Source organism: Hymenobacter sp. FMD4 (assembly GCF_058932745.1).
This window is the reverse complement of the sequence record NZ_JBZYWH010000005.1, coordinates 234,948-250,275: the sequence shown is the minus strand read 5'-3', so window position 1 is coordinate 250,275 and position 15,328 is coordinate 234,948. Positions and strand designations below refer to the sequence as shown.

The following is a 15,328-nucleotide window of genomic DNA, read 5'->3' as shown; positions in this document are numbered from 1 at the left end:
AGAGATGCTGCACTAGGCGTAACCACACTGATATGGCTACTTAGAAACGCAGCCCTACGCTGTAGTCAAACCAGCCCAGCACGCGGGTGAAAGTATTGCCTTCGTCGAGCCACAAGCGCTGACCATCGGCGAGGCTGGAGTGCACGCGCTGCTCGGTGCTGTCATAACGCTCGGTTACGAGCACGTTGACAGTGGAGCCGGTCACGATGCGGAAACGGCTCCCTGCCTTGAAGGGCGCAAAGCCTACCATCATGCGCAATTGGTTGTGCAGGTTCAGGTCCTGGGTCCAGCCCCTCGACTCTTCGTTCACGTGCAAGGCCTGCGCATCGACGCTCAAGCTAAGGCGCCGCCGCGCCCATATCTCGGTGCCCAAGCCGTAGCCCAAGCCCCAGCGCCGCGAGCGGCTGCCGAAACCGTCGTAGGCGCCGGCAAAAAAGGTGTAGAAAGCGGGCGAACCGCCCAGTTTCAGGTTGGCGCTGAGCGGCCACTGCTCCGAATAAGTGACCTCCACGCGGTGGTAGCCCCGGCGGATGAAGTTGAGCGGGGCGATGCTCACACCGTCCACTGAATCGGCAATGTTCAGTAGGCCAGCCAACTGCACGCCGTGCACCTTGCCGGCCACATTAAACAATCCGGCCGCCTGGCCCCCGCGCACTTCGCCCAAAGCCACATTGAATAGCCCTGCTGCTTGCACTGCTGGTCGGCGGGACGGCGCTACTTCAGGGGTAGCCGCGGCATTGGCACCGAGCTTTTTGGTTGGCCCAACGTAGTTGAATAGACCCGCAGTCTGGGCGCCGGCAATGGGCCGCGCGGCCACGTTCAGCAGCCCGGCTGCTTGCCAACCGGCACCGCCGCCCCCCACTACGTTCAGCAACCCAGCTCCCTGAAAGCCCTCCACGTGCTTACCCACAATATTGGCCAAGCCGGCCAGTTGCACGCCGCGCACCGAGTCGCGGTCTACGTTGAACAACCCTGCAGCTTCAAAGCCGTTTACCCCAGCCGCGTAGCCGCCCAGCACGTTGATGGATACGTTATTCACCGTTTGACCGCTGCGCAAGCCATTGGAGCCGAGCGGGCCTATAAAGGAAATCTGGGCCGGCTTGGTGAAAGTGGGCCGGGCGGGCTGCTCTTTGGCTGGGGGCGGCGCGGCCGCTGAATCCTGCGCAGTAATGGTGGGCTTTGCAACCGGCGGAGCAACAGCCGCAAGGGGCTCGGCAGTCTTGGTTGTGGGCTGGCTTACCGAAGCTACCACCTCCGGGTCGGTAGGTGGAACGTCATTCTGACCCGAAGCAACAGGTTTGCCAGCTCGGGTTTGATCAGCCCCACTTGATGCCTTACTCGCTGATTCCGCGGCGCTGGAGGCCGTTGGACCAGACTTGCTGGCTTTAGTGTTACTGCTCACTTTGCCCGCACTGGCTGTAGTAGCTGCCGCGCTGCCAGAGGCTGCGCTTTTATTTGGCGTGCTTGTCGGCTTACCTGCGGGCGTAGCAGCTTTAGGCGCTGTGGATTTTGGAGCAGCCGGTTTCGGCTCTGAGCGTGCGGGGGCCTCCTCCCGGCGGGCAGGACTAACGGCCTCGGGAGACGTGGCAGCCGCACGCGCCGCTGAGGCCGCCGTCGGCGCGCTATCCGGAGTTTTGTCGATAACGGCTTTGCTAACGGTGGTCGTGGTGGCAGCCGGAGCTTTCTCAGCGGGTTTGGCGGCCGCGGCTCTGGGCGCGGCGGGGTGTAGCACCACTTGGTCGCCGACCAGCTCGTAACCGATGCTTTTATCGCGTAGCACTTCATTCAGCACCGTGCGCAGCGGCTGATTTTGCACGCTAAGCGTTACAGGCTGGCGCAGGTTCAAGGCAGTGTTGCTGTACGAGATGCGCACGCCGTACTGGCGGCGCAAGGTGCGCAGCACCGACTCCAACGGTGCTTCGTTGAATGTGACGGTGACTTTGCGTTCGAGCACCGAGCCGGTCCGGGCTTGGGCTGCGGCGGGCTCACCGGCCAATGCGCACAGCACGGCCGCAGCCAGGCATATGCGGTTTCGCATCGCTACCATGGGGTCAGATGTTGAGAGAGGGTGAAGATAAGGCTATCGGCAGCCCGGTCCGTCTAAGGAATAGCCGTCGGCCGACTGCGTCACCGACAGGTTGGCCGAGAGGCTGACGACGCGCAGCACCTGCGGCAATTGGGCCTGCTGGAACGTGCCGGTAAAGCGGCAGTTGGCCAGTTCGGGGCGGCTCAGCTCTACGGGCGTGCCGTAGTAGCGCGTGAGGGTCTGGGCGACTTGGTCGAGGCTCTGGTTGTCGAACACCAGCTCGCCCCGTTGCCAGGCGCGGAAATTTGGATCAGTAATGGGTTTCTGTACCGCTACGGCGGGCGCGTTCTTCCGAATCACGCCACGCAGGCCCGGCGTGAGCACCACTGAGTCCCGCACCGCTACCTTCTGCCGGTCGGGTGTGAAGGCTACGCGGCCCGTCACTACCGACACTTCCACCGAGTCTTCGGCGGCGTAGGCGCGCACATTAAACGAGGTGCCCAATACGCGGGTACGGGTGTCGTTGGCCAGCACCGTAAAGGGGCGGCCATGGTCTTTTTTGATTTCGAAGAAGGCCTCCCCCTTCAATTGCACTACGCGGTTTTCCTGATTGAAATCGGCGGCGTAGCTGAGCGTAGAGTTGCGGTTTACCCATACGCGGCTGCCGTCGGGCAGGGTGGTGAGCTGGCGTTCGGCAGTAGCTGCGATGGTCACCGTTTCGGCCTGATTGCGGCTCAACAGGTAGGTACGGGCGACAGCCCAGGCACCAATCAGCAGCAGGAGCGCCGCTGCCACGCGCATCCAGGTCTGCCTGCTGTTCCACATAGGCACCACGGGCGCTTCAGTGGGCACAGTAGGTTTGGCAATAGGGTCGCCTGTCGGCTTCACAGCTGTCTTAATGCCCGCCGCTGCGCTGAAGCGCTGCCAGGCACGGTCTACATCAGCCTCGGTAAATACCTCAGCCACGGAACCGCCCCGCTCCCACGCCCGCGTAGCGTCCGTAAGCACGCGCAAGCGGCTGGGGCGGGCCATCAGCCAGCGGTGCAACTCTTCCTGTTCCGACACGGAGGCCTCGCCGGCCAGGTGTTTGGCCAGGAGCTCCCAAGGAGTTTCCGTATCGGGGTAGAGTTCGGGCATGATGGCGGATAATCGGGGATTAAGTTGGCAATTTTTTGCCGGATGTAGCGCGGGCTCTAGTCCGCACTACAGCACGCTACGGCTGAATGGTAATCGTGGCCGAGCGCACGGCTGTTCCGGCGAAGTAGCCTACGGCTTTCGGGCCGTTGGGGTCGGTGTTCACCACATTGGTGCGCACGTTGGAAGGCGGCGAGGAAAACATGCCTACGTTGTTGATCTGCGTAAACATCTCCGTCAGGAAGTAATAGTAGTCGCGGGGCAGGGCGAGGATTTCCACCCGCACCTGGTCGCCTACGCGGAAGGGCCGGTCGGTCAGTTCCACGGCCCCGATGTAGTTGCCGTCGACCAAAGCGTCGTCGCGCACGATGAGTTCATCCGGATTGTTGCGCAGCGTGTCGTTTTGGAAGAGCTTGAAGCGGTAATAGTCGCCCACGCCGGGCAGCTCAGGGCCGTAGTAGAGCACGTAGTAACCGTCGCGCCAGCCGGCCTCCCCTACTTTGCGCTGCTGCTCGATGCGGTCGATGCTGGGCACGCGTTTGATTTCCGTGGCGGCGCGATACTCCTGGCCATCGGTTTTGATGGTCAGCGTGTACTGATTGCCGATGCGGCCCTGCAGCTGGTTGGTCTGGTAGAGGCCGGGCTGCACTTCGCGCAGCGTTTCGGTAGCGCCCTGGCTGTCGGAGATGGTCAGCTCGGCACCGCGCACGGCGTCGGGCGTTTGGTCGTTGAAGTAAGCGCCGGTGCGCGTCAACCGAATCTGGTACGGGCCGGGTTGGTCGGTGATGTTGCCTTCCACGGCGAGCTGCGGCTCGGGGTCGGGCAGGTCGATGTCCACCACATCGGTGCAGCTCGAAAGCAGGCCGATGGTGAGAACAAGGGAAGCAAGGGAGAAGAGACGGGCGAACATATCAGCAAGAGGCCGCAGCCGTTAGAAGTTGAAGTTGTAAGACACCGAGGGCAGCACCGAGCCGAACACCGAGAGACGCACGGCCTCCGTCTTGCGCGGATTGTCCTCGTTCTGGCGGAAGTAGACGCCGTAAGCGTTGCGGCGGCTGTACACATTGTACACCGAGAATACCCACTCGCTCTGCCAGCGGCGGTCGGGGCGCACGCGGTTCTTGAGCGTGGCACCCAGATCGAGGCGGTGGTAGGCAGGCACGCGGTAGTTGTTGCGGGCGTCGCCGGTTACCACGGGCACCACCAGGCCTTCGTAGCTAAAGCGGGCGTTGGGGAAAGTGGTAGCCACGCCGGTGCTGTAGGAGAAGTTGCTCGACACGGTCAGGCGCTTGCTCACCGCGTACATGCCCACCACCGAGAGGTTGTGCGTCTTGTCGTACTTGTTGGCGTACCACTCGCCGCGGTTGATGCCCTCGATCTGGCGTTCGGAGCGGCTTAGCGTGTAGCTTACCCAGCCGGTAAGCGGGCCTTGATTGCGCTTCACGAAGAACTCCGCCCCGTAAGCCCGGCCGATACCGTAGAGCAACTCCCCTTCCACGTCCTTGTTAAGCAGGGTATTGGCCCCGTTCACGTAGTCGATCTGGTTGTCCATGGTTTTGCCAAATACCTCCACCGAAGCCTCGTAACCGTTCTGGGCGAAATTGCGGAAGTAACCGACAGCCACTTGGTCGCCACGCTCGGGCTTGATGTTGTTGGTGCTCGGCGTCCACACGTCCAGTGGCGAAGCGGCCGTGGTATTCGAAATCAGGTGGATGTACTGCGCCGTGCGGTTGTAGCTGGCTTTCAAGGAGCTTTGTTCGTCCAGCGTAAAGCGCAACGAGGCACGGGGCTCCAGGTTGGCGTAGCGCTTGATCAGTTCGCCGTCTTTGTACACCCGCGGGTTTAGCGGCAGCTTGCGCTGACCTACCTCGCCTTCGTAATCCGAAATTGTGGTGCCGCTACCCAGGAAATCGAATACCGATACGCGTAGGCCGTACTGCAACTCGAGCCGCGGCGAGAGGGTCTGCTGATTATCAATGTAGGCGGCGTACTCCCCAGCCTGCTGGTTGTCCACCTTCAGGTCCACGAAAATCGACTCCGGATTCAGGGGCTTCACCGTGGCCGGGTTGAACTTGTAGCGCGTACCCGTCAGGCCGGCACTTATGGTGTTGTTCTCGTTCAGCAGAAACGAGAAATCGGCCTTGCCAGTGTAATTGCGGATGCTCGATGTCCACTCGAATGCCTGAGACCCTTTCGGAACGCCCAGCGAGTAGTCGTACTGCGCGGCTACGCCGGTCAGGTTCATAAACAAGCGCGGTGAGAACTGGTGCGTCCAGCGCACGGTACCCCCGGTGTTGCCCCACTGGTTCTTGAACACGTCGGCGAAGTTGAACACGTCGCGGCCGCGGTAGCCGGTAATTTGCAGCTGGTCGCGGGAGCTAAAGCGGTGATTCACCTTCAGGCTCAGGTCGTAGAAGTAAGCCTGATTATCTTTCTGATCAGGAATCAGCTTCAAGAACAGGTCGCCGTAGGAGCGGCGACCGGCCAACACCACGGAGGTACGGTCCTTGATCAAGGGCGCTTCCACAGCCAGCCGGCTCGAAATCAAGCCGATGCCGCCGTTCACGTTCACGCGTTCAGCTGTGTGGCCGTCGCGCAGGCGCACATCGAGCAGCGAAGCCAGGCGGCCGCCGTACTGGGCCGGGATACCGCCCTTGTAAAGCTTCATATCCTGCACTGCGTCGGGGTTGAAAGCCGAAAACAGCCCGAACAAGTGCGACACGTTGTACACCGGCATTTCGTCCATCAGAATCAGGTTCTGATCGACGCCGCCACCGCGCACGTTGAAACCCGAAGCGCCCTCGCCCACCGTGGTTACGCCGGGCAGCAGCTGAATGCTGCGTACCACGTCCACCTCACCGAGCAAGGCGGGCATGAGCTTCACGGTTTTCATATCGAGCTTGTTCACGCTCATTTCGGGCTTCTTCACGTTGTCTTCGGCCCGCTGCCCTTGCACCACCACTTCCTGCGTTTGCACGCGGGTGGCTGAGAGCTTCACGGCGCGCGTCAAGTCGCCGGTGAGGGTGATTTGCTCTTCCCGCGGCTCGTAACCCATAATCAGGAAGGTGACGCTGTGCGTGCCCTCGGGCAGGTGCAGGCGGTAGAAGCCGTTTTCGTCGGTATTGGTGCCGGCCCCAAGCGCCTTCACGAATACGCTGGCACCTACCAGCGCTTCGCCGGTGCTGGCGTCGCGCAGGGTGCCGCTAAGGGTCACCTGCCGAGCCGCCGTTTGGCGGCTGGCTGCCGGCGTGGTTTGGCTCCAGGAAGGGCTGGCCGTCAGTAGCAGCCCAACGGCCAAGCCCCATTGGATGGAAGATTTCATGTTCGTTTTCAGGAAGCTGCCCTGGCCGACGAGCAGAAGCCGACCGGAGCAGTTAGGGTAGTTGAGAGAGGAAGAGCGGAAGGTGGATGGCGAATTCCGGGAGCGACTTCGTTAGTCGTGCATTTCGGCCCTCAGGCACGCCAGTTCACCCCCTCAGCACTTAGTTGCCGGTAAGCACGCGGCCTGAGCCCGAGATGCGCGAGGTTACCGTAGGGTTGCCGCGGTAGTACACCGTGCCGCTGCCGCTGATTTCGGCATTGAGTGCCCGCGAGGCCCGTACGTAGGCCCGGCCCGAACCGCTGATGGAAGCGTAGGTATCCTGCGTGGCGAGGTCGTAAGAGCTTACTTTGCCTGAGCCGCTGATGTTGATGTTGTGGTTGTTGGCGGTTCCGCTCAGCTTGGCTTCACCCGAACCGGAAACCTGGGTGCGCAGGCCGTCGATCTGGTCCACGTTCAGTTCGGCGTCGCCGGAGCCGGATACCTTCACGCTGAAGTTGCTGGTGCGCCAGGGCGAAGCGCTACGGATTTTGCCCGAGCCGGATACTTCTACATCCGTTAGCGAGGGTACTGTGATATACACCTTGATGGGGTCGTGGCCCACCACGCGGGCACGGCCGTACTCGATTTGCAGCTGGTCGCCGCTGAGTTCGGTTTCCAGCACGTCGAGGATGTTGCGCTGGGCTTCGATGCGCACCTCCTGCTGGCTGCCCTGGGTCAGAATCACCTCAGCATCAATCTTCAATTCCACTCGGTTGAAGCTGTTGAGGGCACGCACTTCGGTTTGCGTAGCGCCGGTGCCCCGTACGCGGGGCCCGAAAGTGTCGCCTTCGTGCGAGCAGCCAGCAGTGAGGAGCATTACCGAGAAGAGGGGAGCGAGGAGCCAGTTGGTTTTCATAGCTGTTGAGAGAAATTGGGTTGTGATGTGCTTTCGGTATTAGGATCCGCTCACCCCACTTTACCCCCACGCCGCTCGAAAAAATATTTCACCTTATTTATAACAAGCTGATTGTCAATGGGAATTTTCCAAAACTAAATCATCATTGAATTCGTAGCGGCCATGTCCAGATAAGGCCCGCGGGTATTTGTCGCCTTACTAATCAAAGCCCGGCCATGCATGATAGATGCATGGCCGGGCTTTGATTAGTAAGACATCAGAGATGCCTGCGCTTAGTTGGAATCGACAACGCGGCCGGAGCCGGTCGTCCGAGACGATACTCGCGGATTGCCGCGGTAGAAGACCGAACCGCTGCCGGTGAGCTTAGCATCCAGCGCGTCGCTGACTCGCAAATAACTGCGTCCCGAACCGGTAGCCGTTACCTCGGCTTCCTGCGTGGCAAGGTTGTAGGCTTGCAACTCCCCAGAGCCCGTCAGCTTGGCCGTGTGTTGCTGAGCTATGCCGTGTAGCGTTACGCTGCCCGAGCCGGTGATAGTGGTGACCATGTCGCGCACTTGCCCGCAGGTGAGGTCCACGCTACCCGAGCCGGTATCTTCCACGCTGAGCGTATTGGCGCTCCAAGCTGAAGTACTCCGGACGCTGCCGTTGGAACTCAGGCGTACGGCCGTCAAAGAAGGCACTGTGATAAATACCCGGATAGGTTCGTGGCTGCGCAGGTTGTAACGGCCCGTTTCGATGCGCAGCTTGCGGCTGCTCACGTCGGTATCGAGTACATCCAAGATGTTGCGCTGTGCCTCCACGCGCACTTCTTGCTGAGCGCCTTGTGTAATGGTGACTTCGGCATTGGTGGCTACTTCCACACGCTCGAAAGCGTTAAGCGCACGAACTTCGGTTTCCGAAGGCCCCGCCCCGCGAATAGTGACGTTCGGACCATCTTTGGAGCAACTGGCGGTAAGACCGATTAGCGGCAACGCGAGAAACAAGAGGGCATGTTGGGTTTTCATAGCTGGAGAATGAGGTATGGCTAGCCGTAGGCTACAGAATCCCTGCAAACCTATCTCCTTGCTGCGCCCGGCACAATCACATGATTTTCAACCCAACAACTTGGGTGATTAGCGCCAGCTTGTTACAGGACCGGCACACAAGGACCGCGTGCCTTCGGCAGCGAGGAGGCGGGGTTTGCCTTGATGACTCCTACTGATGCACTCGCCCCTATCCTTTTCACCAAATAATTCAGAGCATCCACGAGCTCATACCTGAGAGCAAGCCGCTAAGCTTGTCACGCATAATGCGCAGGGCTTTGCCCATCTGGTTTTCTACGGTTTTGGGAGCGACTTCCAACGCGTCGGCTATCTGCTGGTAGCTCATGCCTTCTTGCCGGCTCATCAGGAACACGGCCCGACACTGCGGCGGCAGCGCCTCCAGCGCCACGGCCACGAGTTGTTCCGCCTCTTGACCATCCAGGTGCTCGGCGGTGGTGTCACGGCCGGGCTCGGTTACCGCGGCGTCGTCCCAGTTCACTTGTCGCTTGCTGCGCTCCACGTAGCGCAAGGCAGCATTCATGGCGGCACGGTAGAGGTAGGATTTATAAGTACCAGTTACCACCAGCGAATCGCGGTTGTTCCAGATGCGCATTAGCACGTCCTGCAGCAGGTCCTCGGTCGCGTCGCGGTCCTGTACTACCCGAAAAATCACGTTGCCGAGTGGCCGGTAATAGTGCTTAAACAGGGCCTGCATAAACGCCTCCCCGTCGGTGCGCTGTAGCTCCGCGAGGCGGGCTTCAAGAGCATCTACGGCTTGGACTTCGGGCATAACAAAAGCGGTATCAATAGCAGGGCCCGGGCCGGAAGACTCGCGCGGCGCAAAGCTACGGAAGATACCGTTTCGGCTATGCTTTCCCATTGACCGACTTACGGATGGTGCTGCCTCGGAATGGATGAGGTCGAAGAGCAGCGAAGCGGGCCTATGAAGTGCGAACCTGTCCATTCCCGTACGAACCGTTGTTGGGCAGGCCCTTTAAAACTTAACCAATTCCAACAAAGGTAGCTCAATCATTTTCAGCCTAAATCACCAATACATGTGGTAAGTGAGGCTGAAAAATATCCGGAACGAGACACGCCCGCATATCTTCGGTTACGCGGCTGCGGCATGTGCTTCCTTCACATTTTGCAAGCGCCGCAAGTGTGGCGCCAGCAAAGCAGTGGCTCCCACCACTATCATCGTCATCACTCCACCAAATACCACCGAAGGCACCGTGCCCATGAGCCGTGCCATCGCCCCAGATTCGAAGGCGCCAATTTCATTTGATGAGCCGATGAATATGTTGTTTACGGCTGCCACCCGGCCCTTCATGTATTCGGGCGTGAAGGTGTGAATGAGGGTGGAGCGCACGATAACGGAAACCGAATCGAACACGCCCGTCATGAAGAGCAGGAACAACGACAGGTAGAAGTTGGTGGACAGCGCAAAGAATACCGTAGCTAAGCCAAAGCCCGCTACAGCCCACAACAGCTTGCGGCCCACTTGCCGCTGCAGCGGGAAATAGGTTAGCATCGCCGCCATCAGCACCGAGCCTACTGCCGGGGCTGCTTCAAGGTGGCCCAGCCCGTCGGCCCCCACCTTCAGAATCTGGACCGCAAAGATGGGCAGCAGGGCTACAGCGCCTCCAAACAGCACTGCGAACATATCAAGGGCCAGGGCAGCCAACACCAGCTGATTGTTGAAGATAAATTTCAGCCCACTGAGCACACTTTCTTTTAGGTTCAGACGCTCTCCGACGCTTTCTGGCAGTGGGCGCCCACCGATGCTCACAAACTGAAACAGCGCCAGCGCTACCAAGCCTACCACTACTCCGTAGGAGTTGGCGACATCAATGTACTTGATCAGGTAGCCGCCAATGGCTGGGCCCATCACCGCCGAAGCCTGCCAAGTGGTGCTGTTCCAGGTAATGGCATTGGGCAATTGGGCCCGATCGGGAAGCAACTGCGGCATAAACGAGAACAGCGCGGGTCCTAGGAAACCGCGCGCAATGCCGCTGACAAAGATTATTCCGTACAGTGGCAGCGTAAAAAACGCACCCTTGGCCAGTAGCGGTAGCCCCAGCGGCGAAGCCAATCCCCATAGGGCTACGGCACACAGCAACAGGACTGCTACCGCCGCCACAATGATGTTTTTACGGCGAACGGTATCGGCCACGTGGCCGGCGTACAAAGACACGCTAATGCTGGGCACTGCTTCCGCCAGCCCGATCAGGCCCAAGGCCAGCGGGTCGTTGGTCAGGTGAAGTATTTGCCAGCTTACCACCAGGGCCTGAATACGAGTGGCCACTACAAAACAAACCCGGGCCGAAATTAGGCTCCGGAAATCCGGAATGCGCAACGCGGCGTAAGGATCATGGCGGGGGCTCGGGGTAGCGGGCTGATCGGCAGTACTCATAGGAAGCCTCTAACGAAAAACGCGTGCAAAGGTAGCCCGAGATGGGTGCTGGCAACCTGTTTTACCTGTAGCATAAGGAGCCCTTGCAACGTTTGGAAAAAACCGCGGCTTTTTGTACCATTGTAAGCACCGTCTCCTGCTGCCGTTCAAGCGTTGCAGCTGTCTTCCTCGGCCGACATTCCCTAGTCGCTGTCCTCCACCTATTGTTGGCTGACCCCACTCCTGTTCGTTGCAGGTCAGCCGCCGCGTGATGCCGAAGTATTTACTTCGGGTTTATGGCGCTGCCTGCGGTAGGCAGTTGCTGAGTGCATGCTGTGTCACGCTACTTGGGTGGCGCCGTGCTGCCGTTTTCGTCTTGTCTTATGAGCACAGCTGTCAACGATATTGTCGACCTCTCCTTCCGCGACGATTTGGGGCTCTTGTTTAGCCGCTGGCTAAGGCGTGTCAATGATGCTGAAGTACGCCAAGGCTACGAGGCAGCGCTGGCCGTAGCCGAGCCCCGCCGGGCCCGGTACTGGCTGCTCGATCTGCGGCGCCGCGGCCTCGTGAGCAGCAACGCCACCCGCTGGGTAATGGATGGGTTTTTGCCGCGCCTGTTAGAGCGCCTCGGCGGGCAAGTGTGGATGGCCTATTTGATTTCGCCCAGCCACTTGGATGAAGTGCCCAAGACTGACGACAACCTGACCAGTCTGCCTTCCCGTTGCCAGGTTCGCATGTTTACTGACGAGGGCTCGGCCCTGCAATGGCTGCATCAGTGCCGAACGGAAGGCAGCACTACGCTCGCGGCCTCACCGATAAACAACACCAGCGCTGCCGGCATGTAAAAACAGGACCTTCTTGGTCCTCGTACAGCCCAAAGCAAAGCGGCGCGCACACTTCGCAGCATTGCCTGTATATGCTTCGTTTGTTGCTTTTACTTTCGCTGTGTTGTTCGGCCTTGGCTGCCTCAGCCCAGTCAGCTGCTACCTATAGCCTAAAAGACGGTGCTTTTCGCCAGAGTGGGGTGGTAATGCGCCTGCAGGCCGGCCAGGCCTCGCGGCTACAAGGGCCCCTTACCCTCAGCGACGGCTCCGTGATTAATCCTTCCGGCATCTTAGTGCGCAAGGATGGCACCCGGCAGCTGCTACCCGATGGCCAAGCCGTAAACATGCAAGGCATAGTGGTGAACCTGCGTGACGATATGCAATCGGCGCAGGCCATCGAGCAACGCTACCAGCAGGTGACCGGCAGCACGGGAGAAACCCGCATTCCAGTGCCCTCTAATGCTGCTTCACCTGCTACCGTGCACCAGTTGCAACTGCTCGAACGCCGCATGGTGCTGCTGCAGCAGCTTAGTGATAAACTATCCGAACGCGCTACCAAAGCCACCTCCACTACTCCTAATGCCACGCAGTACGATGAACAGCTACGCACCCTCGATGCCCAGCTTCGTCGTTAGCTGCACGGTTTTTGCCTGATAGGAAGCCTGCCCTTCGGCAGGCTTTTTTCGTACCGTTGCACCGTTTTGAAAAATTATTTTACTGAATAGAACAATACACGTTGCATTGGACGAGCTATAATTCTACATTTGGTTCAAGCACATCTTCTTCGCTTTCCCTCCCAATAATTTTCACGGCAACCTGCACAATATGGCCTAAAGCTCTACGTTCCCCTAATCGTAGCCTTTATGGAAACCATGCAGCCGAGCGACTCCGCGTTGATTTCGCTCTACATTGCCGGCAAGGAAGAAGCCTTCGCCCTGTTGCTCGACCGGCATAAGCGCCGGGTATTTACCACGATCATGCTGATCGTGAAAGACCCGGTTATTGCCGAAGACTTGCTGCAGGATGCGTTCATCAAAGCGGTGCACACGATGAAGAGCGGCCGGTACAATGAGGAGGGGAAGTTTTCGTCGTGGATTTGCCGCATCGCCCACAACCTAGCCATCGATTTTTTCCGTCGCCAGAAGCGTAACCCACAGCTCAACCTTGATGCAACCAGCCACGCGTTCAACTCGTTGTCGTTGGCAGAAGAAGGCGTAGACGCTACTCTCTCGCGGGAGGAAACCTACAGCCGCCTTCGGGAGTTAATACAAGAGCTGCCCGCCGCGCAAAAGGAGGTGCTCATCATGCGTCATTACGGCGATATGAGCTTTCAGGAAATTGCCGATGCAACGGGGGTGAGCATCAATACGGCGCTGGGACGTATGCGCTACGCGCTAATCAACCTGCGGAAGAAGATGGCCGCACAACCCGTTTTCTATGATCAAAACCTTTACCCACGAGACCCTGCTCCGGTATGTGTACAACGAGTTGCCGGCTAAGGAGAACCACGAAGTAGAGCAAGCCTTGCTGCACGACGCCGAATTGGCTACCCGTTGCGCCGACCTGCTCCAAGCTCAACGCTACCTGGATGGCCTGCAGAATGGGCCTTCCGATCGGGTGACCCAAAACATCCTACAATACTCGCGCACCTTTCTGCGCCCCTCCTAGGCCTTGAATACGTAAAATGGTGAAGAAGGGAAGTAGCTTTACTGAGCACTTCCCTTCTTCACCATTTTACGTATTCACCGTTTGCTTATGCGCACTGCCGAACGGTTTCGCCGCTTCCTAGATCATTTCAGCACCAACTTTCCTGAGCCCGAGACAGAGCTGCATTACCGCAGTCCTTACGAGCTATTGGTGGCCGTGGTGCTCAGCGCCCAGTGCACCGACAAGCGCGTGAACCTGGTGACACCCGCTCTGTTTGAGCAATTCCCTACACCTGAGCACCTGGCAGCCGCCTCAGCCGAGGAGATATTTCCGCTGATTCGCAGCGTCTCATACCCCAATAACAAAGCCAAGCACTTAGCCGGGTTGGGCAAGATGCTGGTAGAGAAATTTGGCGGTGAAGTGCCTGATCGGTTGGAAGACTTACAGCTGCTGCCGGGCGTAGGGCGCAAAACGGCCAATGTTATCGTCTCGGTGATTTACAACCAGCCCGCCATGGCAGTCGACACACACGTGTTTCGGGTGGCGCACCGGCTGGGCTTGGTGCCCCAGACGGCTACCACGCCGTTGGCCGTAGAGAAAGGATTGGTAAAGTACACGCCTACCGAGCTGATTCCGAAAGCGCATCACTGGCTTATTCTGCACGGCCGCTACATCTGCGTGGCCCGCAGCCCGAAGTGCATGCAATGCCCACTCACCGATTTCTGTAAGTATTACAACGACAAGGTTCGGCCTTCGTTGGAGCCAGTAGTAGCGCCGGTGTAGCGCAATAGACAAGCAGTTGAACCTGGTCTGCCTACCGTTCGGCGGCCTGCTCCAATAGCATCTGTACTTCGGCCGCCAAGTAGCGGCGGTCAAAAAGTTGCTGGGCCGCTTGCTGCCCGCGCAAACCTGCAGCTTGTGTTTCCGCTTTATCAGCGAGGACTTGTCGTAGCAGTTGAGCCAGCAAAGCTGGCTGTTCGGCTGGCACGTACCAGCCACAACGGTGCTGCTCCACAAAACCTTTGGTCCAACCTGGGTTGGTCACAATTACCGGCGTCCCCACCGCAAGGCTGTCGTAGAATTTCGCCGGCGAGTTGGTAGCCAGCACGGGCTTGTCGCTGAAAGACACCAACGACACATCGGCTGCGGCTAGCCAAGTAAAAACCGCATGCCGGGGCTGCGGTGACACCAGCCGAATAGCCGGACACCGTGCGCTGGCTTCCCTTATCAACAGCTCGTAATAGCCGTGTCCCATGAATAGCCACACTACTTCCGGCTGCTGCTGGTACAGGGCTTCGGCGGCTTTTACTAGTGTGGGAATATCGTTGGCCCGCCCAAAGGTACCGGCGTATAACACCAATGGCCGCTCTCCCACCCCTAGCTGCCGGCGTAGCGTCAGCGCGGCTTCCGAAGAAGCCCCAGCGGCCTGATCAATATCGGTACCGTTGAGTATCGTGCTTATTTTGTTTGGCTCGACACCTAGGCCCCGCACGTAGCCTGTCATGCCCGGCGACAGAGTGATGATGTGGCTGGCCTGCTGATAAAGCCGCCTCTCGGCCGCGTATAGCTGCTGCTGCGCAAAGCGGTTACGCACGGCGCCCATCTCGATAGGAAACGTCGGCCATAGATCTTGCACCTCAAACACCCACGGCACGCGGCGCAGCCGCGCTACCTTGCCCGCTATCCAGGCTGCCGAAAGCGGAGTGCTGATTCCCCAGATAACATCAGGCTTTTTAATGCGCAGACCTTGCCCCCAGGCGTAACCAATGTATTTCGCAAAAGCCCACCCCCGGGCGGCCACGCCCATGTGGTTGTGATAAGGAATATCGGCTGCCAGCATCTCTACGCCGTCCGGCAACCATGGGTACTGCTCGGTTAGCCGTTGCCGCTCCCAGGTATTGGTCGTAATCAGAGTAACCCGGTGCTGCTGCGCAATGTGCTGCAGCAGCGAGTAATGCCGACTGGTAGCAGGGCAGTCCGGATTGGTATGGTACTGGCTAAAAACGGCGATGTGCACAGGCGGTGAATGCAGAGGTAGTAAGTTGATGCTTGAGAGGCCAGAGCAG

The 15,328-nt window shown here is 59.2% G+C and carries 14 protein-coding genes; 5 read left to right on the top strand and 9 right to left on the bottom strand.

From position 1 onward, the window contains the following. Window positions 1-40: 40 nt before the first annotated feature. The 8 genes from AC5FXY_RS07865 to AC5FXY_RS07830 form a co-directional block, all read right to left on the bottom strand. Window positions 41-2,047, bottom strand: a complete 2,007-nt coding sequence (locus AC5FXY_RS07865; protein ID WP_493556104.1) for a DUF4974 domain-containing protein — start codon at window positions 2,045-2,047, stop codon at window positions 41-43. Between the two features lie 33 nt (window positions 2,048-2,080). Continuing rightward, a complete protein-coding gene (locus tag AC5FXY_RS07860; RefSeq protein ID WP_493556103.1) occupies window positions 2,081-3,163 on the bottom strand; it encodes a FecR family protein in 1,083 nt (360 codons plus the stop codon). Between the two features lie 76 nt (window positions 3,164-3,239). Continuing rightward, window positions 3,240-4,070 (bottom strand): DUF4249 domain-containing protein, encoded by an 831-nt coding sequence (locus tag AC5FXY_RS07855; RefSeq protein ID WP_493556102.1) that lies wholly within the window; start codon window positions 4,068-4,070, stop codon window positions 3,240-3,242. Window positions 4,071-4,091: 21 nt separating this feature from the next. Then, the gene (locus AC5FXY_RS07850; protein ID WP_493556101.1) at window positions 4,092-6,482 is read right to left on the bottom strand and encodes a TonB-dependent receptor; all 2,391 of its coding nucleotides are present in this window, start codon (window positions 6,480-6,482) and stop codon (window positions 4,092-4,094) included. A gap of 160 nt (window positions 6,483-6,642) precedes the next feature. Then, window positions 6,643-7,377 (bottom strand): head GIN domain-containing protein, encoded by a 735-nt coding sequence (locus AC5FXY_RS07845; RefSeq protein WP_493556100.1) that lies wholly within the window; start codon window positions 7,375-7,377, stop codon window positions 6,643-6,645. Between the two features lie 272 nt (window positions 7,378-7,649). After that, window positions 7,650-8,381, bottom strand: coding sequence for a head GIN domain-containing protein (locus AC5FXY_RS07840; RefSeq protein ID WP_493556099.1), 732 nt, complete (start codon window positions 8,379-8,381; stop codon window positions 7,650-7,652). 229 nt (window positions 8,382-8,610) lie between these two features. Continuing rightward, window positions 8,611-9,189 carry an RNA polymerase sigma-70 factor gene (locus AC5FXY_RS07835; protein ID WP_493556098.1) on the bottom strand — a complete coding sequence of 193 codons (579 nt, stop codon included), beginning with the start codon at window positions 9,187-9,189 and terminating at the stop codon, window positions 8,611-8,613. Between the two features lie 321 nt (window positions 9,190-9,510). Continuing rightward, window positions 9,511-10,812 (bottom strand): MFS transporter, encoded by a 1,302-nt coding sequence (locus AC5FXY_RS07830; RefSeq protein ID WP_493556097.1) that lies wholly within the window; start codon window positions 10,810-10,812, stop codon window positions 9,511-9,513. Between the two features lie 362 nt (window positions 10,813-11,174). Here AC5FXY_RS07830 and AC5FXY_RS07825 point away from each other — a divergent pair, with 362 nt between their 5' ends. The 5 genes from AC5FXY_RS07825 (at window position 11,175) to nth (ending at window position 14,045) form a co-directional block, all read left to right on the top strand. Continuing rightward, window positions 11,175-11,636, top strand: a complete 462-nt coding sequence (locus AC5FXY_RS07825) for a hypothetical protein (protein WP_493556096.1) — start codon at window positions 11,175-11,177, stop codon at window positions 11,634-11,636. A 71-nt stretch (window positions 11,637-11,707) separates the two neighbouring features. Then, entirely contained in the window at window positions 11,708-12,250 is a 543-nt protein-coding gene (locus AC5FXY_RS07820) for a DUF6799 domain-containing protein (RefSeq protein WP_493556095.1), read from the top strand. A 228-nt stretch (window positions 12,251-12,478) separates the two neighbouring features. Next, window positions 12,479-13,114, top strand: coding sequence for an RNA polymerase sigma factor (locus tag AC5FXY_RS07815; RefSeq protein ID WP_493556094.1), 636 nt, complete (start codon window positions 12,479-12,481; stop codon window positions 13,112-13,114). Beyond that, complete coding sequence (locus AC5FXY_RS07810) at window positions 13,053-13,283, top strand: hypothetical protein (protein ID WP_493556093.1); 231 nt, start codon at window positions 13,053-13,055, stop codon at window positions 13,281-13,283. Before AC5FXY_RS07815 ends, AC5FXY_RS07810 begins: the two co-directional genes overlap by 62 nt. An 87-nt stretch (window positions 13,284-13,370) precedes the next feature. Further along, window positions 13,371-14,045, top strand: a complete 675-nt coding sequence (gene nth / locus AC5FXY_RS07805) for an endonuclease III (RefSeq protein ID WP_493556092.1) — start codon at window positions 13,371-13,373, stop codon at window positions 14,043-14,045. 31 nt (window positions 14,046-14,076) lie between these two features. On the opposite strand, the gene AC5FXY_RS07800 is transcribed toward nth, so the two are convergent. After that, on the bottom strand, window positions 14,077-15,279 hold the full coding sequence (locus AC5FXY_RS07800) for a glycosyltransferase family 4 protein (RefSeq protein WP_493556091.1): 1,203 nt from the start codon (window positions 15,277-15,279) through the stop codon (window positions 14,077-14,079). Between the last annotated feature and the right edge of the window lie 49 nt (window positions 15,280-15,328).

Excerpts from the sequence above, each read along its gene's own strand:
- AC5FXY_RS07840 (WP_493556099.1), bottom strand. The coding sequence starts at position 8,381 with ATGAAAACCCAACATGCCCTCTTGTTTCTCGCGTTGCCGCTAATCGGT.
- AC5FXY_RS07820 (WP_493556095.1), top strand. The coding sequence starts at position 11,708 with ATGCTTCGTTTGTTGCTTTTACTTTCGCTGTGTTGTTCGGCCTTGGCT.
- AC5FXY_RS07835 (WP_493556098.1), bottom strand. The coding sequence starts at position 9,189 with ATGCCCGAAGTCCAAGCCGTAGATGCTCTTGAAGCCCGCCTCGCGGAG.
- AC5FXY_RS07860 (WP_493556103.1), bottom strand. The coding sequence starts at position 3,163 with ATGCCCGAACTCTACCCCGATACGGAAACTCCTTGGGAGCTCCTGGCC.
- AC5FXY_RS07810 (WP_493556093.1), top strand. The coding sequence starts at position 13,053 with ATGATCAAAACCTTTACCCACGAGACCCTGCTCCGGTATGTGTACAAC.
- AC5FXY_RS07865 (WP_493556104.1), bottom strand. The coding sequence starts at position 2,047 with ATGGTAGCGATGCGAAACCGCATATGCCTGGCTGCGGCCGTGCTGTGC.
- nth (WP_493556092.1), top strand. The coding sequence starts at position 13,371 with ATGCGCACTGCCGAACGGTTTCGCCGCTTCCTAGATCATTTCAGCACC.
- AC5FXY_RS07845 (WP_493556100.1), bottom strand. The coding sequence starts at position 7,377 with ATGAAAACCAACTGGCTCCTCGCTCCCCTCTTCTCGGTAATGCTCCTC.
- AC5FXY_RS07825 (WP_493556096.1), top strand. The coding sequence starts at position 11,175 with ATGAGCACAGCTGTCAACGATATTGTCGACCTCTCCTTCCGCGACGAT.
- AC5FXY_RS07815 (WP_493556094.1), top strand. The coding sequence starts at position 12,479 with ATGGAAACCATGCAGCCGAGCGACTCCGCGTTGATTTCGCTCTACATT.
- AC5FXY_RS07855 (WP_493556102.1), bottom strand. The coding sequence starts at position 4,070 with ATGTTCGCCCGTCTCTTCTCCCTTGCTTCCCTTGTTCTCACCATCGGC.
- AC5FXY_RS07850 (WP_493556101.1), bottom strand. The coding sequence starts at position 6,482 with ATGAAATCTTCCATCCAATGGGGCTTGGCCGTTGGGCTGCTACTGACG.
- AC5FXY_RS07830 (WP_493556097.1), bottom strand. The coding sequence starts at position 10,812 with ATGAGTACTGCCGATCAGCCCGCTACCCCGAGCCCCCGCCATGATCCT.